Genomic DNA, 18,084 nt, shown 5'->3' with positions numbered 1-18,084 from the left:
GTTACTCCACAAACAAAGTGGCAGGTTGTTCGATCAAGCCGCGAATGGCTTGGATGAAGAGCGCCGCGTCCATGCCATCAACCACGCGGTGATCGAAGGAGCTGGACAGGTTCATCATCTTGCGAATTACCACTTGGCCTTTGACGACCATCGGCCGTTCGACGATTTTGTTCACGCCGACGATGGCCACTTCCGGCAGGTTCAACACCGGCGTGCTGACAATCCCGCCCAACGCGCCGAGGCTGGTCAGGGTGATGCTCGAGCCGGACAGCTCGTCGCGGCTGGCCTTGCCATTACGCGCGGCGTTGGCCAAACGCGAGATTTCCGCTGCGCTGTCCCACAGGCTGCGCGCTTCGGCGTGACGCACCACTGGCACCATCAGGCCGATATCGCTTTGCGTGGCGACGCCGACATGCACGGCGCCGAGGCGCGTGATCACCTGAGCCTCGTCATCGTAACGCGCGTTGATTTGCGGGAAGTCACGCAGGGCAACCACCAGCGCTCGCACCAGAAACGGCAACAAGGTCAACTTGCCACGGCTGGCGCCGTGTTTCTCATTGAGGTGCGCGCGTAGCTCTTCAATCGCGGTGACGTCGATTTCTTCGACGTAACTGAAGTGAGCGGCGCGCTGGGTGGCGTCCTGCATGCGCTGGGCAATCTTGCGGCGCATACCGATCACCTGAATCTGCTCTTCATCGTTACGCTGGGCGTAAGCGGCAGATGCAGGCGCCGAGGCGTTCGACTGACCTTGCGCCAGATAGGCTTCGAGGTCGTTGTGCAGCACGCGACCGGCCGGGCCGCTGCCGCGCACAAGGCGCAATTGAATGCCCAGATCGAGCGCGTGTTTGCGCACGGCGGGGGAGGCCAGTGGACGCTCATTCGCTTCGCGGGCAACCATCGGGCCTTGGCATACAGCAGCCGAACGCGGCGCGGCGGCGGGTTTGCTTTCAACAATCGCCTCAACTTTTGCAGCAGCAGGCGTGTCTTTAACCGGCGCAGGCGCTGCAGACTCTTTCAGATTCCCCGCGCCTTCAACTTCAATGCTGATCAGAATACTGCCAACTGCCATCACTTCACCCGGCTGACCGCCAAGCGCAATGACCTTGCCATGCACCGGCGACGGAATATCGACCATCGCCTTGTCGGTCATCACGTCCGCCAACACTTGATCCTCAACCACCAGGTCGCCGACCTTGACGTGCCACTGCGACAGTTCAACTTCTGCGATGCCTTCGCCAATGTCCGGCATCTTGATTACGTGCGTGCCCATTCAGACCTCCATGACCCGTTTCAGCGCCGCGCCCACTCGGGACGGCCCAGGGAAATACGCCCACTCTTGCGCGTGCGGGTAGGGGGTGTCCCAACCGGTGACGCGTTCGATTGGCGCTTCCAGGTGATGGAAGCAATGCTCTTGCACCAGCGACACCAGTTCGGCGCCGAAACCGCAAGTACGGGTGGCTTCGTGAACAACTACGCAGCGGCCGGTTTTCTTCACCGAATTGACGATGGTTTCCAGGTCCAGCGGCCACAGGCTGCGCAGGTCGATGACTTCAGCATCGACGCCGCTTTCTTCAGCAGCCACTTGCGACACATATACGGTGGTGCCGTAGGTCAGCACGGTGACATCTTTGCCCGGACGAGTGATTGCGGCGACGTCCAGCGGCACGGTGTAGTAACCGTCCGGAACTTGCGCGGCAGGGTGTTTCGACCACGGGGTTACCGGGCGGTCGTGGTGGCCGTCGAACGGGCCGTTGTACAGGCGTTTCGGCTCGAGGAAGATCACCGGGTCATCATTTTCGATGGAGGCGATCAGCAACCCTTTGGCGTCGTACGGATTGGATGGCATGACGGTGCGCAGACCGCAGACCTGGGTGAACATCGCCTCGATGCTCTGGCTGTGGGTCTGGCCACCGTAGATGCCGCCGCCGCAAGGCATGCGCAGGGTCATCGGCGCGGTGAACTCGCCAGCCGAGCGATAACGCAGACGCGCTGCTTCGGAAATGATCTGGTCAGAGGCCGGATAGACGTAGTCGGCGAACTGGATTTCCGCCACCGGACGCAAGCCATAAGCGCCCATGCCCACCGCCACGCCGACGATGCCGCTCTCGGAGATCGGTGCGTCGAACACCCGCGAAGAACCGTATTTGGTCTGCAAGCCTTCGGTGCAGCGAAACACGCCGCCGAAGTAGCCGACGTCCTGGCCAAATACCACGACGTTGTCGTCGCGTTCAAGCATCACGTCCATGGCCGAGCGCAGGGCCTGGATCATGGTCATGGTGGTCGTGGTCATGGCGGTTTCCAGCTGGATATTGTTGTTGTGATCGTTCATCTCAGACCCCCAACTGCTGACGCTGGCGCTTCAAATGCTCCGGCATCTCTTTGTAGACGTCTTCGAACATGGTCGCCGCGCTCGGGATCTGGCCGCCGGCGAGGGTGCCGTACTGTTCGGCCTGTTTTTGGGCGGCAATCACTTCGGCTTCAAGTTCGGCGCTGACGGCAGTGTGTTCTTCTTCCGACCAGTGGCCTTGCTTGATCAAGTGCTGCTTGAGACGGGCAATCGGATCGCCCAGCGGGAAGTGGCTCCAGTCATCGGCAGGACGATATTTCGATGGATCGTCGGAAGTCGAGTGCGGGCCGGCGCGGTAGGTGACCCATTCGATCATGGTCGGGCCGAGGTTACGGCGGGCGCGTTCGGCAGCCCAGGCCGAGGCGGCGTAGACCGCGACGAAATCGTTGCCATCAACGCGCAAGGACGCGATACCGCAACCAACGCCGCGTCCGGCGAAGGTAGTAGCTTCACCGCCGGCGATGGCTTGAAAGGTCGAAATCGCCCATTGGTTGTTGACCACGTTGAGAATGACTGGCGCGCGGTAAACGTGAGCGAAGGTGAGGGCAGTGTGGAAGTCCGATTCGGCGGTAGCGCCGTCGCCGATCCAGGCCGAGGCGATTTTGGTGTCGCCCTTGATCGCCGAGGCCATGCCCCAGCCCACGCCCTGAATGAATTGGGTGGCGAGGTTGCCGGAAATGGTGAAGAAACCGTAGTCCTTGACCGAGTACATGATCGGCAACTGACGGCCCTTGAGCGGGTCGCGCTCGTTGGACAGTAACTGGCAGATCAGGTCGACCAGCGGCACGTCGCGCGCCATCAGAATGCTTTGCTGGCGGTAGGTCGGAAAGCACATGTCGTCGACGTTCAGCGCCAGCGCCTGAGCGCTGCCAATGGCTTCTTCGCCGAGGCTCTGCATATAGAACGACATTTTTTTCTGACGCTGGGCGACCACCATGCGGTTGTCGTAGATGCGCGTCTTGAGCATGGCGCGCATGCCTTTGCGCAGGATCTCGACCGGCACATTTTCAGCCCATGGGCCGAGAGCGTTGCCCTGGTCGTCGAGCACGCGGATCAGACCACGAGCGAGGTCGGCGGTGTCGGCCGGTTCAACGTCAATTGGGGGTTTGCGCACCGTGCCGGCATCGGTCAGATGCAGGTAGGAGAAGTCGGTTTTGCAGCCTGGACGGCCCGATGGTTCGGGGACGTGCAGACGCAGCGGTTCATACGCTTGGGTCATGGCTTCTACGCTCGATCTTGTGAATTTCTTGTAGTGAGCTGGCAGTCATTCTCTTGTAGGAGAAATCTTGTCCTACAACAATCATAGGCGCGGGCAAGAAGAATATTTCTCTCTGTTTCGTTGCACTGGAGACGATTTGCAGATAGAAATTCTGCATAAACATAAAAAACAGGTGGTTTTGTCTCATGCGCAAACTGGACCGTACCGATATCGGCATTCTCAATAGCCTCCAGGAGAACGCGCGCATCACCAACGCCGACCTCGCCCGATCGGTGAATCTGTCGCCAACGCCGTGCTTCAATCGGGTCAAAGCCATGGAAGAACTCGGCCTGATCCGCGAGCAAGTGACCCTGCTGGATGCCGATCTGCTCGGGCTGCATGTCAACGTGTTCATCCACGTCAGCCTGGAAAAACAGGTGGAAGAAGCCTTGCAGCATTTTGAGGAGGCAATCTCCGATCGCCCGGAAGTCATGGAGTGTTACTTGATGGCCGGCGACCCGGATTACCTCATCCGGGTGCTGGTGCCGACCATTCAGTCGCTGGAACGCTTCATGATGGACTTTCTGACCAAAGTCCCCGGTGTGGCGAACATCCGTTCAAGCTTTGCGCTCAAGCAGGTGCGCTACAAGACTGCATTGCCGTTACCGGCCAATGGTCTGATTCTCGGGAGCTGAATGTCCGGGTTCGTCAGAGGTCGTCATAGCCGTAATCCAGATTGGCAGTGATCAGCGTCTCTCCGACCGTAAAAGGCTGCAGCCAGGGCGCAGGCTCATTGTCTGGATTGAAAATCAGCGTTGAGCCAAGCATTCCATGCGGCGCGTTTTCGGGAAAGTTGATGACTGGCTCCGTCGGATGTCTGCGTTTCCAACGCTCCCACAAATAGTCGAGATAGCAGTGGTGCAAGAAGAAAACCGGGTCGTTTGGTGAAGAGGCTTCACCCATATTGCCGCCCACCCAGCCATGCACGACGTTGTGCATCAATTCTGTAAGGTTCTCCCAGCCGTTCGGTACGGACCAGTAGGGTGTCAATTCCCGGACCGACTCGACATCTTGTGCCGATGGCAGTGGCGGGCCATCCGCGCCGAAGTTCCGGCGCAGCCCCGCATCTCCCGGTTCGCCATCCCAGACCTTTATCCCGAATAAACGATGTTCGAAGGCAAACGGGCCAAAGGTCACACGCTGGCTCTGTGCAGGATCGCCATCTCTGCCCATGAAATCATCGGTGAACGGGTCGTCTGACCCGCTCATGCTCCAGTTCCAGTAGGGCAGGGTGATGCTCGGGTTGTCGGCCGCGGCTTGAAGTTCCAGTTCAAACTGGCGAATCAGGATGCGATGCCAAGGGAAAAACAGGGGAGTGCGGTGCGGGTTGGGAAAGATCGGGTTGCCTCGCCCCATGGAATTTTTGTGAATCTGCACAAAGTCATCGTAGCGATTCTGCTGGCCAGGACGCAGTACGCTGGGGGTGTGGTTTTTCAGGATCAGAACGGCATTTACGAAAGCGCGTTTCTGCTCAAGCGTCATGTCACGGTGGTTACGGCGAATATCCATATTGCCAAATCTCCAGTGGTTGATTGCCCAATGAAGTCTGCCTGTTGGCTGAAACTGCGAACAGTTCATGGCATTCGACGCGAGGTGTAAGAAAAGCATCAGCCGCAATAACGGCGATGTTTTTTCTTACACTGAATTGATGGGGATCTTCAGATACACCACGCCATTTTCCTCAGCGGGCGGAAGATTCCCCGCCCGAACATTCACCTGAATCGCCGGCAGTAACAGGGTAGGCATGCCCAACCCGGCATCGCGTCGGGTGCGCATTTCAACGAACGTCGCTTCATCGATGCCGTCATGCACATGGATGTTGCTTTTGCGTTGCTCGCCGACCGTGGTCTGACATTGCGCCTGACGACTGTCGGGCGGGTAGTCGTGACAAACGTAAAGCTTCACGCCAGCCGGGAACGCCAGCAGTTTGCGGATCGAGTTGAACAACTGATGCGCGTTGCCACCGGGGAAGTCGCAGCGGGCGGTGCCTACATCGGGCATGAACAGGGTGTCGCCCACCAGAATCTGTTCGCCGTCGATCAAGTAAGCCATGTCCGCCGGCGTGTGGCCGGGGACGTGCAGCGCGGTGGCCTTGAGGTTGCCGATCAAAAACGACTCGTCAGGCGCGAACAGGTGATCGAATTGCGAACCATCGACGCAAAATTCCGGTTCCAGATTAAACAGCGCCTTGAACACGTTCTGCACTTTGCTGATCGATTCGCCGATGGCGATCTTGCCGCCCAGCTCGCGGCGCAGGTAAGGGGCTGCTGACAGGTGATCGGCGTGGGCATGGGTTTCCAGCAGCCATTGCACCTGCAACTGATGCTCGCGGACGAAGGCGATGATTCGGTCGGCCTGCGCAGTGCAGGTGCGGCCGGCCGCGCCGTCGTAATCGAGCACCGGGTCGACGATTGCGCATTGCCCGCCATCAGCTTCGTAGACCACGTAGCTGTAGGTCGAGGAGGCGGGGTCGAGGAAGGCTTCAATCAACGCGGGCATGGACATGAACCTGTGCAAGGAGGGCGAAAAGTCAGTCAGGGTTGCAACACTTTATGTTTACACATAATGTCCGCAGCTTAAGTGACGTTGAAGGCATCGTGCAAATGCAATCCAGTCTGACCGAATGTGAAGTCGCCCAACTGCGTGCGTCGGCCTCCAAGGCCTGCTCGCTGCTCAAAGCGCTGGCCAATGAGGATCGGCTGCTGATCCTGTGTCAGTTGACTCAGGGCGAACGCAATGTCGGCGAACTGGAGAAAATGACCGGCGTGCGCCAGCCGACCCTGTCCCAGCAACTGGGCATATTGCGCGATGAAGGACTGGTCGCGACCCGTCGGGAAGGCAAGTACATATTTTACGGTCTGGCCAGTCACGAAGTGATCCAGGTGATGAAAACCCTCTCCGGACTCTACTGCGGGGCCGTGCTCAAAAGCTGGGCGTAACCGACCCGGCATCCCTTGCGTGCAGCAAAAGGAACAAGCAATGAACGATCAACACTGGGGCCCATCCATCAGTGCGGACATCGTGGTCATCGGCGGCGGCACTGCCGGCATCGGTTTCGTCGCCAGTCTGCTCAAGCGCGAACCACATCTGAAGATCACTGTGATCGAGCCAAGTGCCGAGCATTACTATCAGCCGGCGTGGACGCTGGTCGGTGGCGGTGCTTACAACGTGAAAGACACCGTACGCCCCATGGGCTCGGTGATGCCACGTCAGGCCAAATGGCTGCAAGCGTCTGTCACCGGCATCGACCCGAACCAGCGCCTGCTGACCCTCGATGACCAACGCAGCGTCAGTTATCAAAATCTGATCGTCTGCCCCGGCCTGCGTCTGGCCTGGGAGAAGATCGAAGGCTTGCAGGAAAGCCTCGGCCAGCATGGCGTGACCTCCAATTACAGTTTTCAGCACGCTAACTACACCTGGGAACAGGTTCAAAAACTCAAGTCCGGCAAGGCGCTGTTCACTCAGCCCGCAATGCCGATCAAATGCGCCGGCGCGCCGCAGAAGGCGTTGTACCTGTCCTGCGATCACTGGCGCAAACGTGCTGTGCTGAACAACATCGACGTGGAATTCAACCTGGCCGGCGCGGCTTTGTTCGGCGTGGCGACGTTTGTGCCGCCGCTGATGAAGTACATCGAGAAGTACAACGCACGACTGGCGTTCAACGCCAATCTGGTCAAGGTCGACGGCCCGGCGCAAACCGCATGGTTCGAAGTTAAAGATGCCGATGGGAATGTCACGCGCCAGGCGAAAACCTTTGATCTGTTGCACGTCGTACCACCGCAAGTGTCGCCGGATTTCATCGCAAACAGTCCGCTGGCCGACGCTGCGGGTTGGTGCGAAGTCGATCCGCACAGCCTGCAACATCCGCGTTATCCGGACGTCTTCGCCCTCGGCGATATCTGCGGCACGACTAATGCGAAAACCGCCGCCGCGGTGCGCAAGCAAATCGTGGTGGTCGCTGAAAATCTGCTGGCCTTGCGCAAGCAACGACCGCTGCCGCTGAAATACGACGGTTACGGTTCCTGCCCGCTGACGGTGGAGAAGGGCAAGGTGATCCTCGCCGAGTTCGGCTATGGCGGCAAACTGCTGCCGACCTTTCCTCTCGACCCGACCGTGCCGCGCCGTTCGGCGTGGTGGCTGAAGGCGACGTTGCTGCCGTGGTTCTACTGGAACGGCATGCTCAAGGGTCGCGAGTGGCTGACGCGTGTGTCGCGGGTCGATTGAGAAAATCCTATGTTGCTGGCAAGTCTGTTTGGCGTGTTGATGGGATTGCTCCTCGGACTGACCGGGGCCGGTGGCGGCATCCTCGCGGTGCCGGCGCTGGTGCTGGGACTTGGCTGGAGCATGACGCAAGCGGCGCCGGTGGCGTTGTTCGCGGTGGGCAGTGCGGCGGCGGTCGGCGCTATCGATGGCTTGCGTCATGGTCTGGTGCGCTATCGGGCGGCGCTGCTGATAGCAGGACTCGGCGCGGTGTTTTCACCGCTGGGCATCTACTTCGCCCATCAGCTGCCGGAAAAAATCCTGATGATTCTGTTCAGCCTGCTGATGGTGATGGTTGCCTGGCGCATGCTGCGGCGCGAACGTCAGGCGCCTGGCCCAAGTGACCATGGCCATGCCAGTTGGGGCCAGAAAAATTGCATGCTCGATGAAGAAACCGGGCGCTTCGACTGGACTGCCAAATGCACCGCGACTTTAGCGGCGTTAGGCGCGGTGACCGGCGTGGTCTCGGGTCTGCTCGGGGTTGGCGGCGGGTTTCTGATCGTGCCGGCGTTCAAGCAACTGACCGATGTGCAGATGCGCGGGATTGTAGCCACGTCGTTGATGGTGATCAGCCTGATTTCGGCGATCGGGGTGATCGGCGCGTTTCATGCCGGAGTGCGCATTGATCGACTTGGGATGGCGTTTATCGTCGCGAGCATTGTCGGGATGATCATCGGCAGAAAGCTGTGCGCGCGGGTGCCGGCGCGGGCCTTGCAGGTCGGGTTTGCAAGTGTGTGTCTGGTGGTGGCGGGGTACATGCTATTTCGAGCTTGAAGCAACCCCTGTGGCGAGGGAGCTTGCTCCCTCGCCACAGGGGTGGGGTTAGAGCACCAGGTGCGGCAACCACAGCGACAGCGCCGGCACATAAGTCACCAGCATCAGCACCAGAAACAGCACCGCGTAGAACGGCAGCAAAGCCTTCACGGTGCTTTCAATACTGACCTTGCCCACCGCTGATCCGACAAACAACACCGCACCCACCGGCGGCGTTATCAATCCGATCCCCAGGTTGACCAGCATGATCATGCCGAACTGCACCGGGTCGACGCCGATGCCGAGGATCACCGGCATCAGGATTGGCGTAAGGATCAGGATCAGCGGCGCCATGTCCATCACCGTGCCGAGCAACAGCAGCATGACGTTGATGCACATCAGGATCACGTAGCGGTTGTCCGACAGGGTCAGGAACATCGTGGTGATCTTCGCCGGGATCTGCATCAGCGTCATGATGTAGCCGAAGCTGGCGGCGAAACCGATCAGGATCATCACGATGGAAATGGTGCGGACCGTGCGATGCATCAGCTTGGGCAGTTCACTCCATTTGTAGTCGCGATAGATGAACATCGTCACGAAGAACGACCACAACACAGCGATGGCCGCCGACTCGGTGGCGGTGAAAATCCCGGAGAGAATCCCGCCGAGGATGATTACCATCGCCATCAGGCCCCACAGCGCTTCGCCGCAGATTTTCAGCGCCTGACGCATCGGGATGACTTCGCCCTTCGGATAGTTGCGTTTACGCGCGAAGATCAGGCACAGCACCATCAGGCACGCGCTCATCAGCAGGCCCGGAACCACGCCGGCCATGAACAGCGAAGCGATCGAAACCGTGCCGCCGGCCGCCAGCGAGTAGAGCACCGAGTTGTGGCTCGGCGGCGTCAGCAAGGCCTGCACCGAACCGCTGACTGTCACCGCGGTGGAGAAGTCGCGCGGGTAGCCCTTGCGCTCCATTTCCGGGATCAGCACCGAGCCGACGGATGCGGTGTCCGCCACCGATGAACCGGATATTGCGCCGAAAAATGTCGAGGCCATGATGTTGACCAGTGACAGTCCGCCGCGCACAAATCCCACCAGCACCCCGGCGAATGCCACCAGCCGCCGCGACATGCCACCCTCGGCCATGATCGCACCGGCCAGTACGAAGAACGGAATCGCCAGCAGCGAAAACTTGTTCACCCCGCCAGCCACTTGAATCATCAGCGCCTGAAACGGGATGTCGATCCACCACGCGCCGATCAGCGCCGACAGACCGAGGGCGTAGGCGACCGGCATGCCGATCAGGATCAATGCGATAAAACTGCCGAGCAGAATCAGAGCGTCCATTTAAGCGGCACCTTCACTTTCTTCAACCAGGTCGAAACGCACGACCCGACGGTTGCTCTGATCACCGAGCAAGAGTTTTTCCAGCACGAACACCAGCGTCAGTGCGCCGCCAATCGGGATCGGCATGTAGGTGACGCCGACGCGCAGGGTGGGCAGGGCGCTCATGAACTGGTTCCAGGTGGACATGCACAGCTTGGCGCCCCAGATGGTCATGAACAGACAGATGGTCGCCATCAGCAGTTGCGAAACAATGCTCATGGTCTTGCGCAGATTCGGTGGCATGCGGTCGGTGAGCATCGCCACTGCCATGTGCGCGCCGGCGCGGTAGCTGGCGGCGGCGCCGATGAAGGTAAACACCATCATCAGCAGGATTGCAGTGGGCTCCGGCCAGCTCGAACCGGTGCCAAGCACGTAGCGGGCAAACACGCCCCACGGGATCATCAGGGAAATGGCCAACACCGACAGGCCGGCGACCCAGATGCAGGTCATGTACAGCTTGTCGTTGAAGCGCAGCAGCAAATTCTTCATTGGGGTCCACCGTAACCGGGCACTCACGGACGTCAGTCAACGCCAGCGGTGCCGGGCCTTTGCTTGAGGGGAGGGTTACTGCACGGCTTCGATGCGCTTGATCAGGTCAGCGTAAGGCGCGCCGTATTTCTCGCGAACCGCAGCGGTGGCCTCGTAGAAGGGTTTCTTGTCGACGGTAATGAACTCGACCCCGGCGGCCTTGAGCTTTTCTTCGCTGCTGGCCGACTTGGCATCCCACAGCGTGCGTTCCTCAGCTTGCGCAGCCTTGGCGGCTTTCTTCACTAGCGTCTGCTGATCGGGGGTGAGTTTTTCCCAGGTGATTTTCGACATCACGATCGGCTCGGGCAGGATCAGGTGCCCGGTCAGGCTGTAGAACTTGGCGTTCTGAAAGTGGTTGTGTTCGAGCAGGGTCGGCGGGTTGTTTTCCGCGCCATCAATGACGCCGGTTTGCAGGGCGCTGAAGATCTCGCCGGTGTCCATGGCGATGCCGTTACCACCCATGGCATTGATGGTGTCGATGAACATCGGGTTGCCCTGCACGCGGATCTTCATGCCCTTGAGGTCTTCAAGTTTGCGCACTGGTTTCTTGGTGTAGATGTTGCGCGTGCCGCCATCCATCCAGGCCAGGGCTACCAGGCCAAACTCGGAATTGGTGATCTTGTCGAGAATCGCGTCGCCGACTTCACCGTCGATGACTGCGCGCATGTGCGCCTGGTCACGGAAGATGAATGGCATGTTGAACACGTTCACATCCGGCACCACCGGGCCGACGATGCCGAGGCTGACTCGAGTCATCTGAATTGCGCCGACCTGAGCCTGCTCAATGACCTCTTTTTCCGATCCCAGAACACCGCCCGGGAAATATTTGAAGGTCAGTTCGCCATTGGTCTCCTTGGTCAACGCCTCGCCCATGCGTTGTTCAGCGACCACGGTTGGATATCCGGCGGGATGAATATCGGCGAACTTCATTTCCAGTGCATGAGCAGCACTGGCGAAGGTGAAGGCGAGCGGAAGTGCAGCGGCGAGCAAGGTGCGTTTGAAGTCCATGGGGCGAGTCTCCAGTCTTGTTATTTTTGTGTTCAAGGCACAGCAATGCAGCAGAAGCGGTTACAGCGAATCGTTGAAAGTCGGCTCCGGCAAGCCTTTGACGCCGGGGTTCAGGGCAAACACGCCGCCAGCGAGTGATTGCGGATCATGGTCATCACCGGGGCGGATCGAGGCGACAAACAGGGTGTCCAACCGGCTGCCGCCGAAGGCGCACATGGTCGGCTTCCTGACCGGGACCGGCAGCGAATAATCGAGGCGCCCATCGGGGGTGAATCGGTGGACGAGACCTGCGTCGTTGGCGCAGATCCAGTAGCAACCTTCGGCATCCACGGCGGCGCCATCCGGGCGGCCGAGGAAATGATTCATGTCGACGAACACCCGGCGATTCGAAGGCGTACCGGTTTCAGTGTCGTAATCGAACGCCCAGATCAGTTGCACATTGGGGTGTGAATCCGACAGGTACATTGTTCGGCCATCGGGGCTGAAGCCGAGGCCGTTGGGCACGATGAAGCCGTCGAGTTGCGCTGCGATCACATCGAGTCCGGCGCCGTAGCGATACAGCCGACCCTCGGGCGCATTCAGGCCCATGTTCAGCACCATGCTCCCGGCCCAGAACCGGCCCTGACGGTCGCAGCGGCCGTCGTTGAGGCGCATGTCGACGCGGGCATGTTCGACGCGGGCGAGAAGTTCGCTGTCGAGGCTGCCATCGTTATTCGTCTGTAGATGAAAGAAACCGCTCTCCATCCCGGCGACCCAGCCGCCACGTTTGTGACGGGCGATGCAGGCGAGCATTTCCGGAGCCTTCCAGGCGTAGACATGGCCAGTGTCGGCGCTCCAGCGTTGCAGTCCGCCGTTGGGAATATCCACCCAGTACAGAGCGTTTTCCTCGGGCACCCAGACCGGGCTTTCACCGACGGCGTTGCGTGCGTCGACGATCAATTCAGCTTGCATACTCATTCCCTTGGTTTTTATTGGAGGGGATCAAGTCACCAGTGAGCGCGTCAGTCGCCGAACGGCCCGGCCGCGACGAAAGCGCCGCCCTGATAGATTCGCGCCGGGTCATCGGCGGCCGGCATCGGCTGCGCTTCGACCTGCTCGCGAAACACTTCGGAGCTGTCACGAGCCTCGAAACCGAGGTGGCTGGCGAAGCGGTTGTCCCACCACACATCCTTGTTATCCGACATGCCGTAGACCACGGTGTGGCCGACGTTCGGCGTGTACAACGATTTTTCGAGTAGCTGGGTGAGGTCGTCGAAACTCAGCCAGGTGTGCATCATTCGCCGGTTCTGCGGCTCCGGGAATGAGGAGCCGATGCGGATGCTTACGGTCTCGATGCCGTAGCGATCGAAGTAGAAACTGGCCATGTCTTCGCCGTAGGACTTGGACAAACCGTAGTAGCCGTCCGGCCGGCGCGCCGAGCTGGCGTCGAGCTGCTCGTCCTGCTTATAAAAGCCGATGACGTGGTTGGAGCTGGCGAAAATCACGCGCTTCACGCCATGGCGACGCGCCGCTTCGTAGATGTGAAACACGCCGCAGATGTTGGCGCCGAGGATCTCTTCGAACGGCCGCTCCACCGAGACGCCGCCAAAGTGCAGGATCGCGTCCACGCCTTCGACCAATTGGTGCACGGCGTTTTTGTCGGCCAGATCGCAGACGACGATTTCTTCGCGATCATCGATGGCGGGGGCGAGAGCGGCGATGTCCGACAGGCGCAAAACGTTGGCGTAAGGGCGCAGGCGTTCGCGCAGGACTCTGCCCAGTCCGCCGGCGGCACCGGTCAGCAACAGGCGGTTAAAGGGCGTTCGATCTGTGGGGGTGGTCGTCATGGCAATCCCTGAACTTGTTGTTTTGGATTTGTTGTAGGTTGTCGTATGACTGTGTCGAAGTATCGGTAGGGTTTCCGGATATTGTCAACGCGACTTTTGGGGTAAATGACGGAAGGGGCATTCCCGTGCTGTCTGTCAGATAATCCCCTGTGGCGAGGGAGCTTGCTCCCGCTGGGTGGGGCAGCCGCCCCCGCCGTTTTTATTTAAAAGCGACGACTGCTGCGCAGCCGAGCGGGAGCAAGCTCCCTCGCCACAGGTATTTGATCGAACACGCTTTCATGAGTTACAACAACGAAATCGGATAGCTGATAAAGATTCGGTTCTCGTCAAACTCATTGGTGCTGAAGTCGCGGCGGATGCTTGCGTTGCGCCATTTGACGTTGAGATTTTTCAGCGCGCCGCTCTGCACGGTGTAGGCCAGCTCTGATTCGCGGCCCCATTCCTTGCCGTCGCTGGTGGCGGCGGTGTGCACGTTATCGCCGCTGATGTAGCGGTTCATCATGGTCAGGCCGGGGATGCCGAGCGCGACGAAGTTGTAGTCGTGGCGTACTTGCCACGAGCGCTCTTTGGCGTTGTCGTAACTGGCGTTGTAACTGTCGTTGGCCAGGGTGCCGCCGCTGGTGCCGTTGACACGCATCCAGGCATCTTCGCCGCTGAGTTTTTGCAGGCCGACGTAGAAAGTGTTGCCGCCGTATTTCGCCGAGAGCATGGCGAACGCGGTTTTATTGTCGAGGTCGCCGGCCTGGGCGCTGCCGTCTTCCTTGCCGGTAAAGAAGCCGAGATTGGCGCCCAGTGTCCAGTCGCCGAGCGGCTGGCTGTGGCTGAAGTTGAAGTACTGCTGCTGATAGATATCGCTGAGTTCGGCGTACCACACGCCGACCATGGTGCGTTTTTCGTTGAAGCTGTATTCGCCGCCGCCGAAGTTGAAGCGATCGGATGTGAACGCACCGCGGCCGTTCATTGACATGTCTTCCATGCTCGCGTCGTTGCGCGGGCTGTTGCCACGAAACTGGCCGCCGTAGAGGCTCAGGCCATTGACCTCGGTGGAGGTGATCTGACCGCCGCGAAAGGTCTGCGGCAGGGAGCGGCCGTCGTCGGAGCGCAGGATCGGCAGCACCGGCATCCATTCGCCGACCTTCAGTTCGGTCTTCGAGACCTTGGCTTTCAGCGCTACGCCGAGCCGGCCGAAGTTGTCCGCCGGGCGTCCGTCATCATGGATCGGCAACAGCTGAGTGCCGCCAGTGCCCTTGCCGCCATCGAGCTTCTGCGAGTACATGCCGAGCAGGTCCAGGCCGAAGCCGACGGTGCCCTGGGTGAAGCCGGATTTGGCGTCGAGGATGAAGTTTTGTGTCCACTCTTCAGCCTTGCCCTGAGCGTTGTCCGGGTTGGTGAAGTTGCGGTTGAAGTAGGCGTTGCGCAGGTTCAGCGTGGCTTTGCTGTCTTCGAGAAAACCTTCGGCTTCGGCGTTCATCGGCAGGGTGAGGGCGAGGCTGCCACAGCTGATCAGGCTCAAGGTGCAACGGTTGGCGAGGCTGGAACGGGAAGGGCGGACGGAATTACAGACGAGTGTGCTCACTGTGACGCTCCCTTTTTCGATTGTTATTTTTATTTTTGTCATACGTCGTCGTACAACATTGAGGCGGATATTTGCGGGGTTTTCCGCGAATGTCAACTGGAAGTTATACGATGACTTGAATCGGAAAAATCTCGGTCCAACACAGAACCCGGCGGGAGCTGTTGTTGCCTACGCAGATGTGTGTTGCCGGTGAAATTGCGGCAAACTTCAGCCATCTTTCGTACAAGGCTTGGCAATGGATCAATACGCCCCGCGCAACTGGCAGCCCCACGAGCGGCCCAGCTTGCCCGGTTCCCCCTCGACGCCGTTGCACTCCAACCCCAAGCGCATCGCCTATGCGCTCGTTGGATTGCTGGTGGCATTGACCGGTGGCCTCGGTAATTCGCTGGTGGTCGCTAATCTGATCTACCTGCAAGGCGCGCTGGGGGCGACCACTGCCGAAATGGCCTGGCTGCCGGCGGCGTACGTGATGACCAATGTGTCGATGAACCTGTTGCTGGTGAAGTTTCGTCAGCAGTTCGGCTTGCGCGCGTTCACCGAGGTGTTTCTGGTGCTGTATGCGCTGGTGACCTTCGGCCATTTGTTCGTCAACGACCTGAGTTCGGCCATCGCGGTGCGGGCGGCGCACGGCATGGTCGGGGCGGCGCTGAGTTCGCTGGGCCTGTATTACATGGTGCAAGCGTTCCCGGCGAAGTGGCGGATGAAGGCGCTGGTGCTCGGGCTGGGTGCTTCGCAGTTGGCGTTGCCTATGGCGCGGCTGTTTTCTGAGGACTTGTTGCAGATTGCCGAATGGCGTGGCTTGTACCTGTTCGAGCTGGGCATGGCGCTGATCTCGCTGGGCTGCGTGTTTCTGCTGAAACTGCCGCCGGGCGATCGCTTCAAGACCTTTGAAAAACTCGACTTCCTGACCTTCGCGATTCTCGCCAGCGGCGTGGCTTTGCTCTGCGCGGTGCTGTCGCTGGGGCGTATCGACTGGTGGCTGGAAGCACGCTGGATTGGCGTTGCGCTGGCCGGCTCCATCGCGCTGATTTTTGCCGGACTGGCGATCGAACATAACCGCAGCAACCCGATGCTGATGACCCGCTGGCTCGGCAGCGGCACGATGATTCGGCTGGCGCTGGCGGTGGTGCTGATCCGGATGGTCACCTCGGAGCAATCCACCGGCGCCGTCGGCTTCATGCAATACCTCAATATGAGCAGTCAGCAGCTGCACAGTCTGTACGTGGTGATGCTGATCGGCAGCGTCGCCGGGCTGCTGACCAGTGCGCTGACCATCGACCCGAAACACTTGCTCCTGCCGCTGATCATTTCGCTGGCGCTGATGGCCACCGGTTCGGTGATGGACAGTTATTCGAACAACCTGACGCGCCCGCAAAACCTGTATTTCAGTCAGTTTATGTTGGCGTTCGGCAGCACGTTTTTCCTCGGCCCGACCATGGTTTTGGGCACGCGCAATGTACTGACCAATCCGCGCAATCTGGTGAGTTTTTCCGTGTTGTTCGGGATCTGTAATAACCTCGGCGGCTTGCTCGGCGCGGCGCTGCTGGGGACGTTCCAGATCGTGCGCGAGAAATTTCATTCCAGCCACCTCGTTGAGCATCTGACGTTGTCCGATCCGTTGGTGGCTGCGCGGGTGCAGAGCGGCGGCTCGGCCTATGGCTCGTTGCTGGCCGACCCGGGCCTGCGCAATCTGGCGGGCATTCGCAGCCTGTCCAATGCAGCCGCTCGCGAAGCCAACGTGCTGGCCTATAACGATGTCTTCATGCTGATCGCGGTGATTGCGGTGCTGACCATGATCTGGATTTCCATCCGTGCGCTGTGGCTGATGAGCACCACCAAAGCCGTCGACGCGACACCTTCTTCCGTACCTTCCAGCGGTGTCACTTCTTCATGACCGAACCGACCACCACGACCACCAATGCCATTGCCGCCACCCCCGAAGGCGTGGCGCCGCCGGCTTCGCCGAACACCGAGCCGCGCTCGCTGCGGGTGCGGATCATCTCGTCGCTGGGCTTCGCCGCGATTGCCATCGTCGGCGTGTTGATCGTGCTCTATGCCTGGCAATTGCCACCGTTCAGCAGCGCGGTCGAGACCACCGAAAACGCCTTGGTGCGCGGGCAGGTCACGGTCATCGGCCCGCAACTCGCCGGCTATGTTTATGAAGTGCCGGTGCAGGATTTCCAGTTTGTGAAGGCCGGGGATTTACTGGTGCGCCTGGACGACCGCATCTATCAGCAGCGCCTCGACCAGGCGCTGGCGCAACTGGCGGTGCAGAAAGCCGCGCTGGCGAATGTGGTGCAGCAGCGTAACAGCGCCGAGGCGACCATCAAGTTGCGTCAGGCAGTATTGGCCGACAGCGAAGCGCAGGCGCGCAAAAGTGATGCGGATCTGCGCCGTAACAAAGAGTTGGTCAGCGACGGTTCGGTGTCGAAGCGCGAGTTTGACGTGACTCTCGCGGCCAGTGCGCAGACTGCCGCGTCGGTGGCGCAGGCCAAGGCCAATCTGGAAATCGCCCGCCAGGATCTGCAAACGGTGATCGTCAATCGTGGCTCTCTGGAAGCTGCGGTGGCCAGTGCCGAGGCGGCGGTGCAATTGGCGCGAATCGACCTGTCGAACACGCGGATCATTGCGCCGCGTGACGGTCAGCTCGGGCAGATCGGCGTGCGCCTTGGTGCCTACGTCAATTCTGGTGCGCAGTTGATGGCGTTGGTGCCGGATCAGAAGTGGGTGATCGCCAACATGAAAGAAACCCAGATGGACAATGTGCGAGTCGGGCAACCGGTGCGCTTCACCGTCGATGGCTTGAACCACCGCAAATTCACTGGGCGGGTGCAGCATATTTCGCCGGGCACCGGTTCGGAATTTGCGCTGTTGCAGGCGGATAATGCCACTGGCAACTTTGTGAAGATTGCTCAGCGGGTGCCGGTGCGGATTACGATTGATCCGGATCAGCAGGAGATTGAACGGTTGCGGCCGGGGATGTCGGTGGTGGTCAGCATCGATACGGCGGCGGGTGACACTCAGCATCACTGATGCACCTTCTTACCCTGTGGGAGCTGCGGTGCGACGATTCGACTTGCCAGCGATGGCGGCCTTATAGCCGACCAATCGTTTTCGGATGTACCCAGTTTCACTGTGG

Annotated in this window: 17 protein-coding genes; 6 read left to right on the top strand and 11 right to left on the bottom strand. The window is 59.9% G+C overall.

Going from position 1 to position 18,084, the window contains the following annotated elements; genetic code table 11:
* Position 1 precedes the first annotated feature (1 nt).
* Genes ACP7BN_RS03125 through ACP7BN_RS03115 form a run of 3 tightly spaced genes read right to left on the bottom strand, consistent with a single transcriptional unit; the run spans position 2 to position 3,566 of the window.
* On the bottom strand, positions 2-1,270 hold the full coding sequence (locus ACP7BN_RS03125) for a dihydrolipoamide acetyltransferase family protein (RefSeq protein WP_426201523.1): 1,269 nt from the start codon (positions 1,268-1,270) through the stop codon (positions 2-4).
* Positions 1,271-2,329 (bottom strand): alpha-ketoacid dehydrogenase subunit beta, encoded by a 1,059-nt coding sequence (locus ACP7BN_RS03120; protein WP_402804330.1) that lies wholly within the window; start codon positions 2,327-2,329, stop codon positions 1,271-1,273.
* Position 2,330: 1 nt separating this feature from the next.
* Positions 2,331-3,566 carry a 3-methyl-2-oxobutanoate dehydrogenase (2-methylpropanoyl-transferring) subunit alpha gene (locus ACP7BN_RS03115; protein WP_420648889.1) on the bottom strand — a complete coding sequence of 412 codons (1,236 nt, stop codon included), beginning with the start codon at positions 3,564-3,566 and terminating at the stop codon, positions 2,331-2,333.
* Between the two features lie 185 nt (positions 3,567-3,751).
* Between ACP7BN_RS03115 and bkdR the strand changes: the two genes are divergently transcribed.
* Positions 3,752-4,240 (top strand): Bkd operon transcriptional regulator BkdR, encoded by a 489-nt coding sequence (gene bkdR, locus ACP7BN_RS03110; protein WP_420648888.1) that lies wholly within the window; start codon positions 3,752-3,754, stop codon positions 4,238-4,240.
* A 13-nt stretch (positions 4,241-4,253) separates the two neighbouring features.
* On the opposite strand, the gene ACP7BN_RS03105 is transcribed toward bkdR, so the two are convergent.
* Positions 4,254-5,114, bottom strand: a complete 861-nt coding sequence (locus tag ACP7BN_RS03105) for a tyrosinase family protein (protein WP_426201521.1) — start codon at positions 5,112-5,114, stop codon at positions 4,254-4,256.
* Positions 5,115-5,240: 126 nt separating this feature from the next.
* Positions 5,241-6,104 (bottom strand): MBL fold metallo-hydrolase, encoded by an 864-nt coding sequence (locus ACP7BN_RS03100; protein ID WP_426201519.1) that lies wholly within the window; start codon positions 6,102-6,104, stop codon positions 5,241-5,243.
* A gap of 104 nt (positions 6,105-6,208) precedes the next feature.
* On the opposite strand from ACP7BN_RS03100, the gene ACP7BN_RS03095 reads away from it, so the two are divergent.
* Genes ACP7BN_RS03095 through ACP7BN_RS03085 form a run of 3 tightly spaced genes read left to right on the top strand, consistent with a single transcriptional unit; the run spans position 6,209 to position 8,639 of the window.
* Positions 6,209-6,544: an ArsR/SmtB family transcription factor gene (locus tag ACP7BN_RS03095; protein ID WP_420648885.1), complete on the top strand. Its 336-nt coding sequence runs from the start codon at positions 6,209-6,211 to the stop codon at positions 6,542-6,544.
* A gap of 40 nt (positions 6,545-6,584) precedes the next feature.
* The gene (locus tag ACP7BN_RS03090) at positions 6,585-7,829 is read left to right on the top strand and encodes an FAD-dependent oxidoreductase (protein ID WP_426201517.1); all 1,245 of its coding nucleotides are present in this window, start codon (positions 6,585-6,587) and stop codon (positions 7,827-7,829) included.
* 9 nt (positions 7,830-7,838) lie between these two features.
* Positions 7,839-8,639: a sulfite exporter TauE/SafE family protein gene (locus ACP7BN_RS03085; RefSeq protein ID WP_426201515.1), complete on the top strand. Its 801-nt coding sequence runs from the start codon at positions 7,839-7,841 to the stop codon at positions 8,637-8,639.
* Between the two features lie 48 nt (positions 8,640-8,687).
* Here ACP7BN_RS03085 and ACP7BN_RS03080 read toward each other — a convergent pair whose 3' ends face one another.
* From ACP7BN_RS03080 to ACP7BN_RS03055, 6 genes are all read right to left on the bottom strand, one after another.
* Entirely contained in the window at positions 8,688-9,968 is a 1,281-nt protein-coding gene (locus tag ACP7BN_RS03080) for a TRAP transporter large permease (protein ID WP_420648882.1), read from the bottom strand.
* Positions 9,969-10,496 carry a TRAP transporter small permease gene (locus ACP7BN_RS03075; RefSeq protein ID WP_420648881.1) on the bottom strand — a complete coding sequence of 176 codons (528 nt, stop codon included), beginning with the start codon at positions 10,494-10,496 and terminating at the stop codon, positions 9,969-9,971. It lies immediately after the preceding gene.
* Between the two features lie 75 nt (positions 10,497-10,571).
* Positions 10,572-11,543, bottom strand: a complete 972-nt coding sequence (locus tag ACP7BN_RS03070) for a TRAP transporter substrate-binding protein (protein WP_426201513.1) — start codon at positions 11,541-11,543, stop codon at positions 10,572-10,574.
* 60 nt (positions 11,544-11,603) lie between these two features.
* Complete coding sequence (locus tag ACP7BN_RS03065) at positions 11,604-12,494, bottom strand: SMP-30/gluconolactonase/LRE family protein (protein ID WP_426201511.1); 891 nt, start codon at positions 12,492-12,494, stop codon at positions 11,604-11,606.
* A 50-nt stretch (positions 12,495-12,544) separates the two neighbouring features.
* Positions 12,545-13,369 carry an NAD-dependent epimerase/dehydratase family protein gene (locus ACP7BN_RS03060; RefSeq protein ID WP_426201509.1) on the bottom strand — a complete coding sequence of 275 codons (825 nt, stop codon included), beginning with the start codon at positions 13,367-13,369 and terminating at the stop codon, positions 12,545-12,547.
* Between the two features lie 283 nt (positions 13,370-13,652).
* Positions 13,653-14,945, bottom strand: coding sequence for an OprD family porin (locus ACP7BN_RS03055; RefSeq protein ID WP_426201507.1), 1,293 nt, complete (start codon positions 14,943-14,945; stop codon positions 13,653-13,655).
* A 235-nt stretch (positions 14,946-15,180) separates the two neighbouring features.
* Between ACP7BN_RS03055 and ACP7BN_RS03050 the strand changes: the two genes are divergently transcribed.
* Positions 15,181-16,839: an MFS transporter gene (locus tag ACP7BN_RS03050; protein WP_426201506.1), complete on the top strand. Its 1,659-nt coding sequence runs from the start codon at positions 15,181-15,183 to the stop codon at positions 16,837-16,839.
* Positions 16,836-17,978, top strand: a complete 1,143-nt coding sequence (locus ACP7BN_RS03045; protein WP_426201504.1) for an HlyD family secretion protein — start codon at positions 16,836-16,838, stop codon at positions 17,976-17,978. The genes ACP7BN_RS03050 and ACP7BN_RS03045 overlap by 4 nt, the downstream gene beginning before the upstream one ends.
* Positions 17,979-18,084 lie beyond the last annotated feature (106 nt).

Origin of the sequence: Pseudomonas sp. TWP3-1, from assembly GCF_049896625.1 — a bacterium.
GTDB lineage: Bacteria > Pseudomonadota > Gammaproteobacteria > Pseudomonadales > Pseudomonadaceae > Aquipseudomonas.
This window is presented reverse-complemented; position numbering and strand designations above follow the sequence as displayed.

Excerpts from the sequence above, each read along its gene's own strand:
- ACP7BN_RS03080 (WP_420648882.1), bottom strand. The coding sequence starts at position 9,968 with ATGGACGCTCTGATTCTGCTCGGCAGTTTTATCGCATTGATCCTGATC.
- ACP7BN_RS03120 (WP_402804330.1), bottom strand. The coding sequence starts at position 2,329 with ATGAACGATCACAACAACAATATCCAGCTGGAAACCGCCATGACCACG.
- ACP7BN_RS03090 (WP_426201517.1), top strand. The coding sequence starts at position 6,585 with ATGAACGATCAACACTGGGGCCCATCCATCAGTGCGGACATCGTGGTC.
- ACP7BN_RS03085 (WP_426201515.1), top strand. The coding sequence starts at position 7,839 with ATGTTGCTGGCAAGTCTGTTTGGCGTGTTGATGGGATTGCTCCTCGGA.
- ACP7BN_RS03075 (WP_420648881.1), bottom strand. The coding sequence starts at position 10,496 with ATGAAGAATTTGCTGCTGCGCTTCAACGACAAGCTGTACATGACCTGC.
- ACP7BN_RS03095 (WP_420648885.1), top strand. The coding sequence starts at position 6,209 with ATGCAATCCAGTCTGACCGAATGTGAAGTCGCCCAACTGCGTGCGTCG.
- ACP7BN_RS03060 (WP_426201509.1), bottom strand. The coding sequence starts at position 13,369 with ATGACGACCACCCCCACAGATCGAACGCCCTTTAACCGCCTGTTGCTG.
- ACP7BN_RS03105 (WP_426201521.1), bottom strand. The coding sequence starts at position 5,114 with ATGGATATTCGCCGTAACCACCGTGACATGACGCTTGAGCAGAAACGC.
- ACP7BN_RS03070 (WP_426201513.1), bottom strand. The coding sequence starts at position 11,543 with ATGGACTTCAAACGCACCTTGCTCGCCGCTGCACTTCCGCTCGCCTTC.
- ACP7BN_RS03050 (WP_426201506.1), top strand. The coding sequence starts at position 15,181 with ATGGATCAATACGCCCCGCGCAACTGGCAGCCCCACGAGCGGCCCAGC.
- ACP7BN_RS03045 (WP_426201504.1), top strand. The coding sequence starts at position 16,836 with ATGACCGAACCGACCACCACGACCACCAATGCCATTGCCGCCACCCCC.
- ACP7BN_RS03100 (WP_426201519.1), bottom strand. The coding sequence starts at position 6,104 with ATGCCCGCGTTGATTGAAGCCTTCCTCGACCCCGCCTCCTCGACCTAC.
- ACP7BN_RS03065 (WP_426201511.1), bottom strand. The coding sequence starts at position 12,494 with ATGCAAGCTGAATTGATCGTCGACGCACGCAACGCCGTCGGTGAAAGC.
- ACP7BN_RS03115 (WP_420648889.1), bottom strand. The coding sequence starts at position 3,566 with ATGACCCAAGCGTATGAACCGCTGCGTCTGCACGTCCCCGAACCATCG.
- ACP7BN_RS03125 (WP_426201523.1), bottom strand. The coding sequence starts at position 1,270 with ATGGGCACGCACGTAATCAAGATGCCGGACATTGGCGAAGGCATCGCA.
- bkdR (WP_420648888.1), top strand. The coding sequence starts at position 3,752 with ATGCGCAAACTGGACCGTACCGATATCGGCATTCTCAATAGCCTCCAG.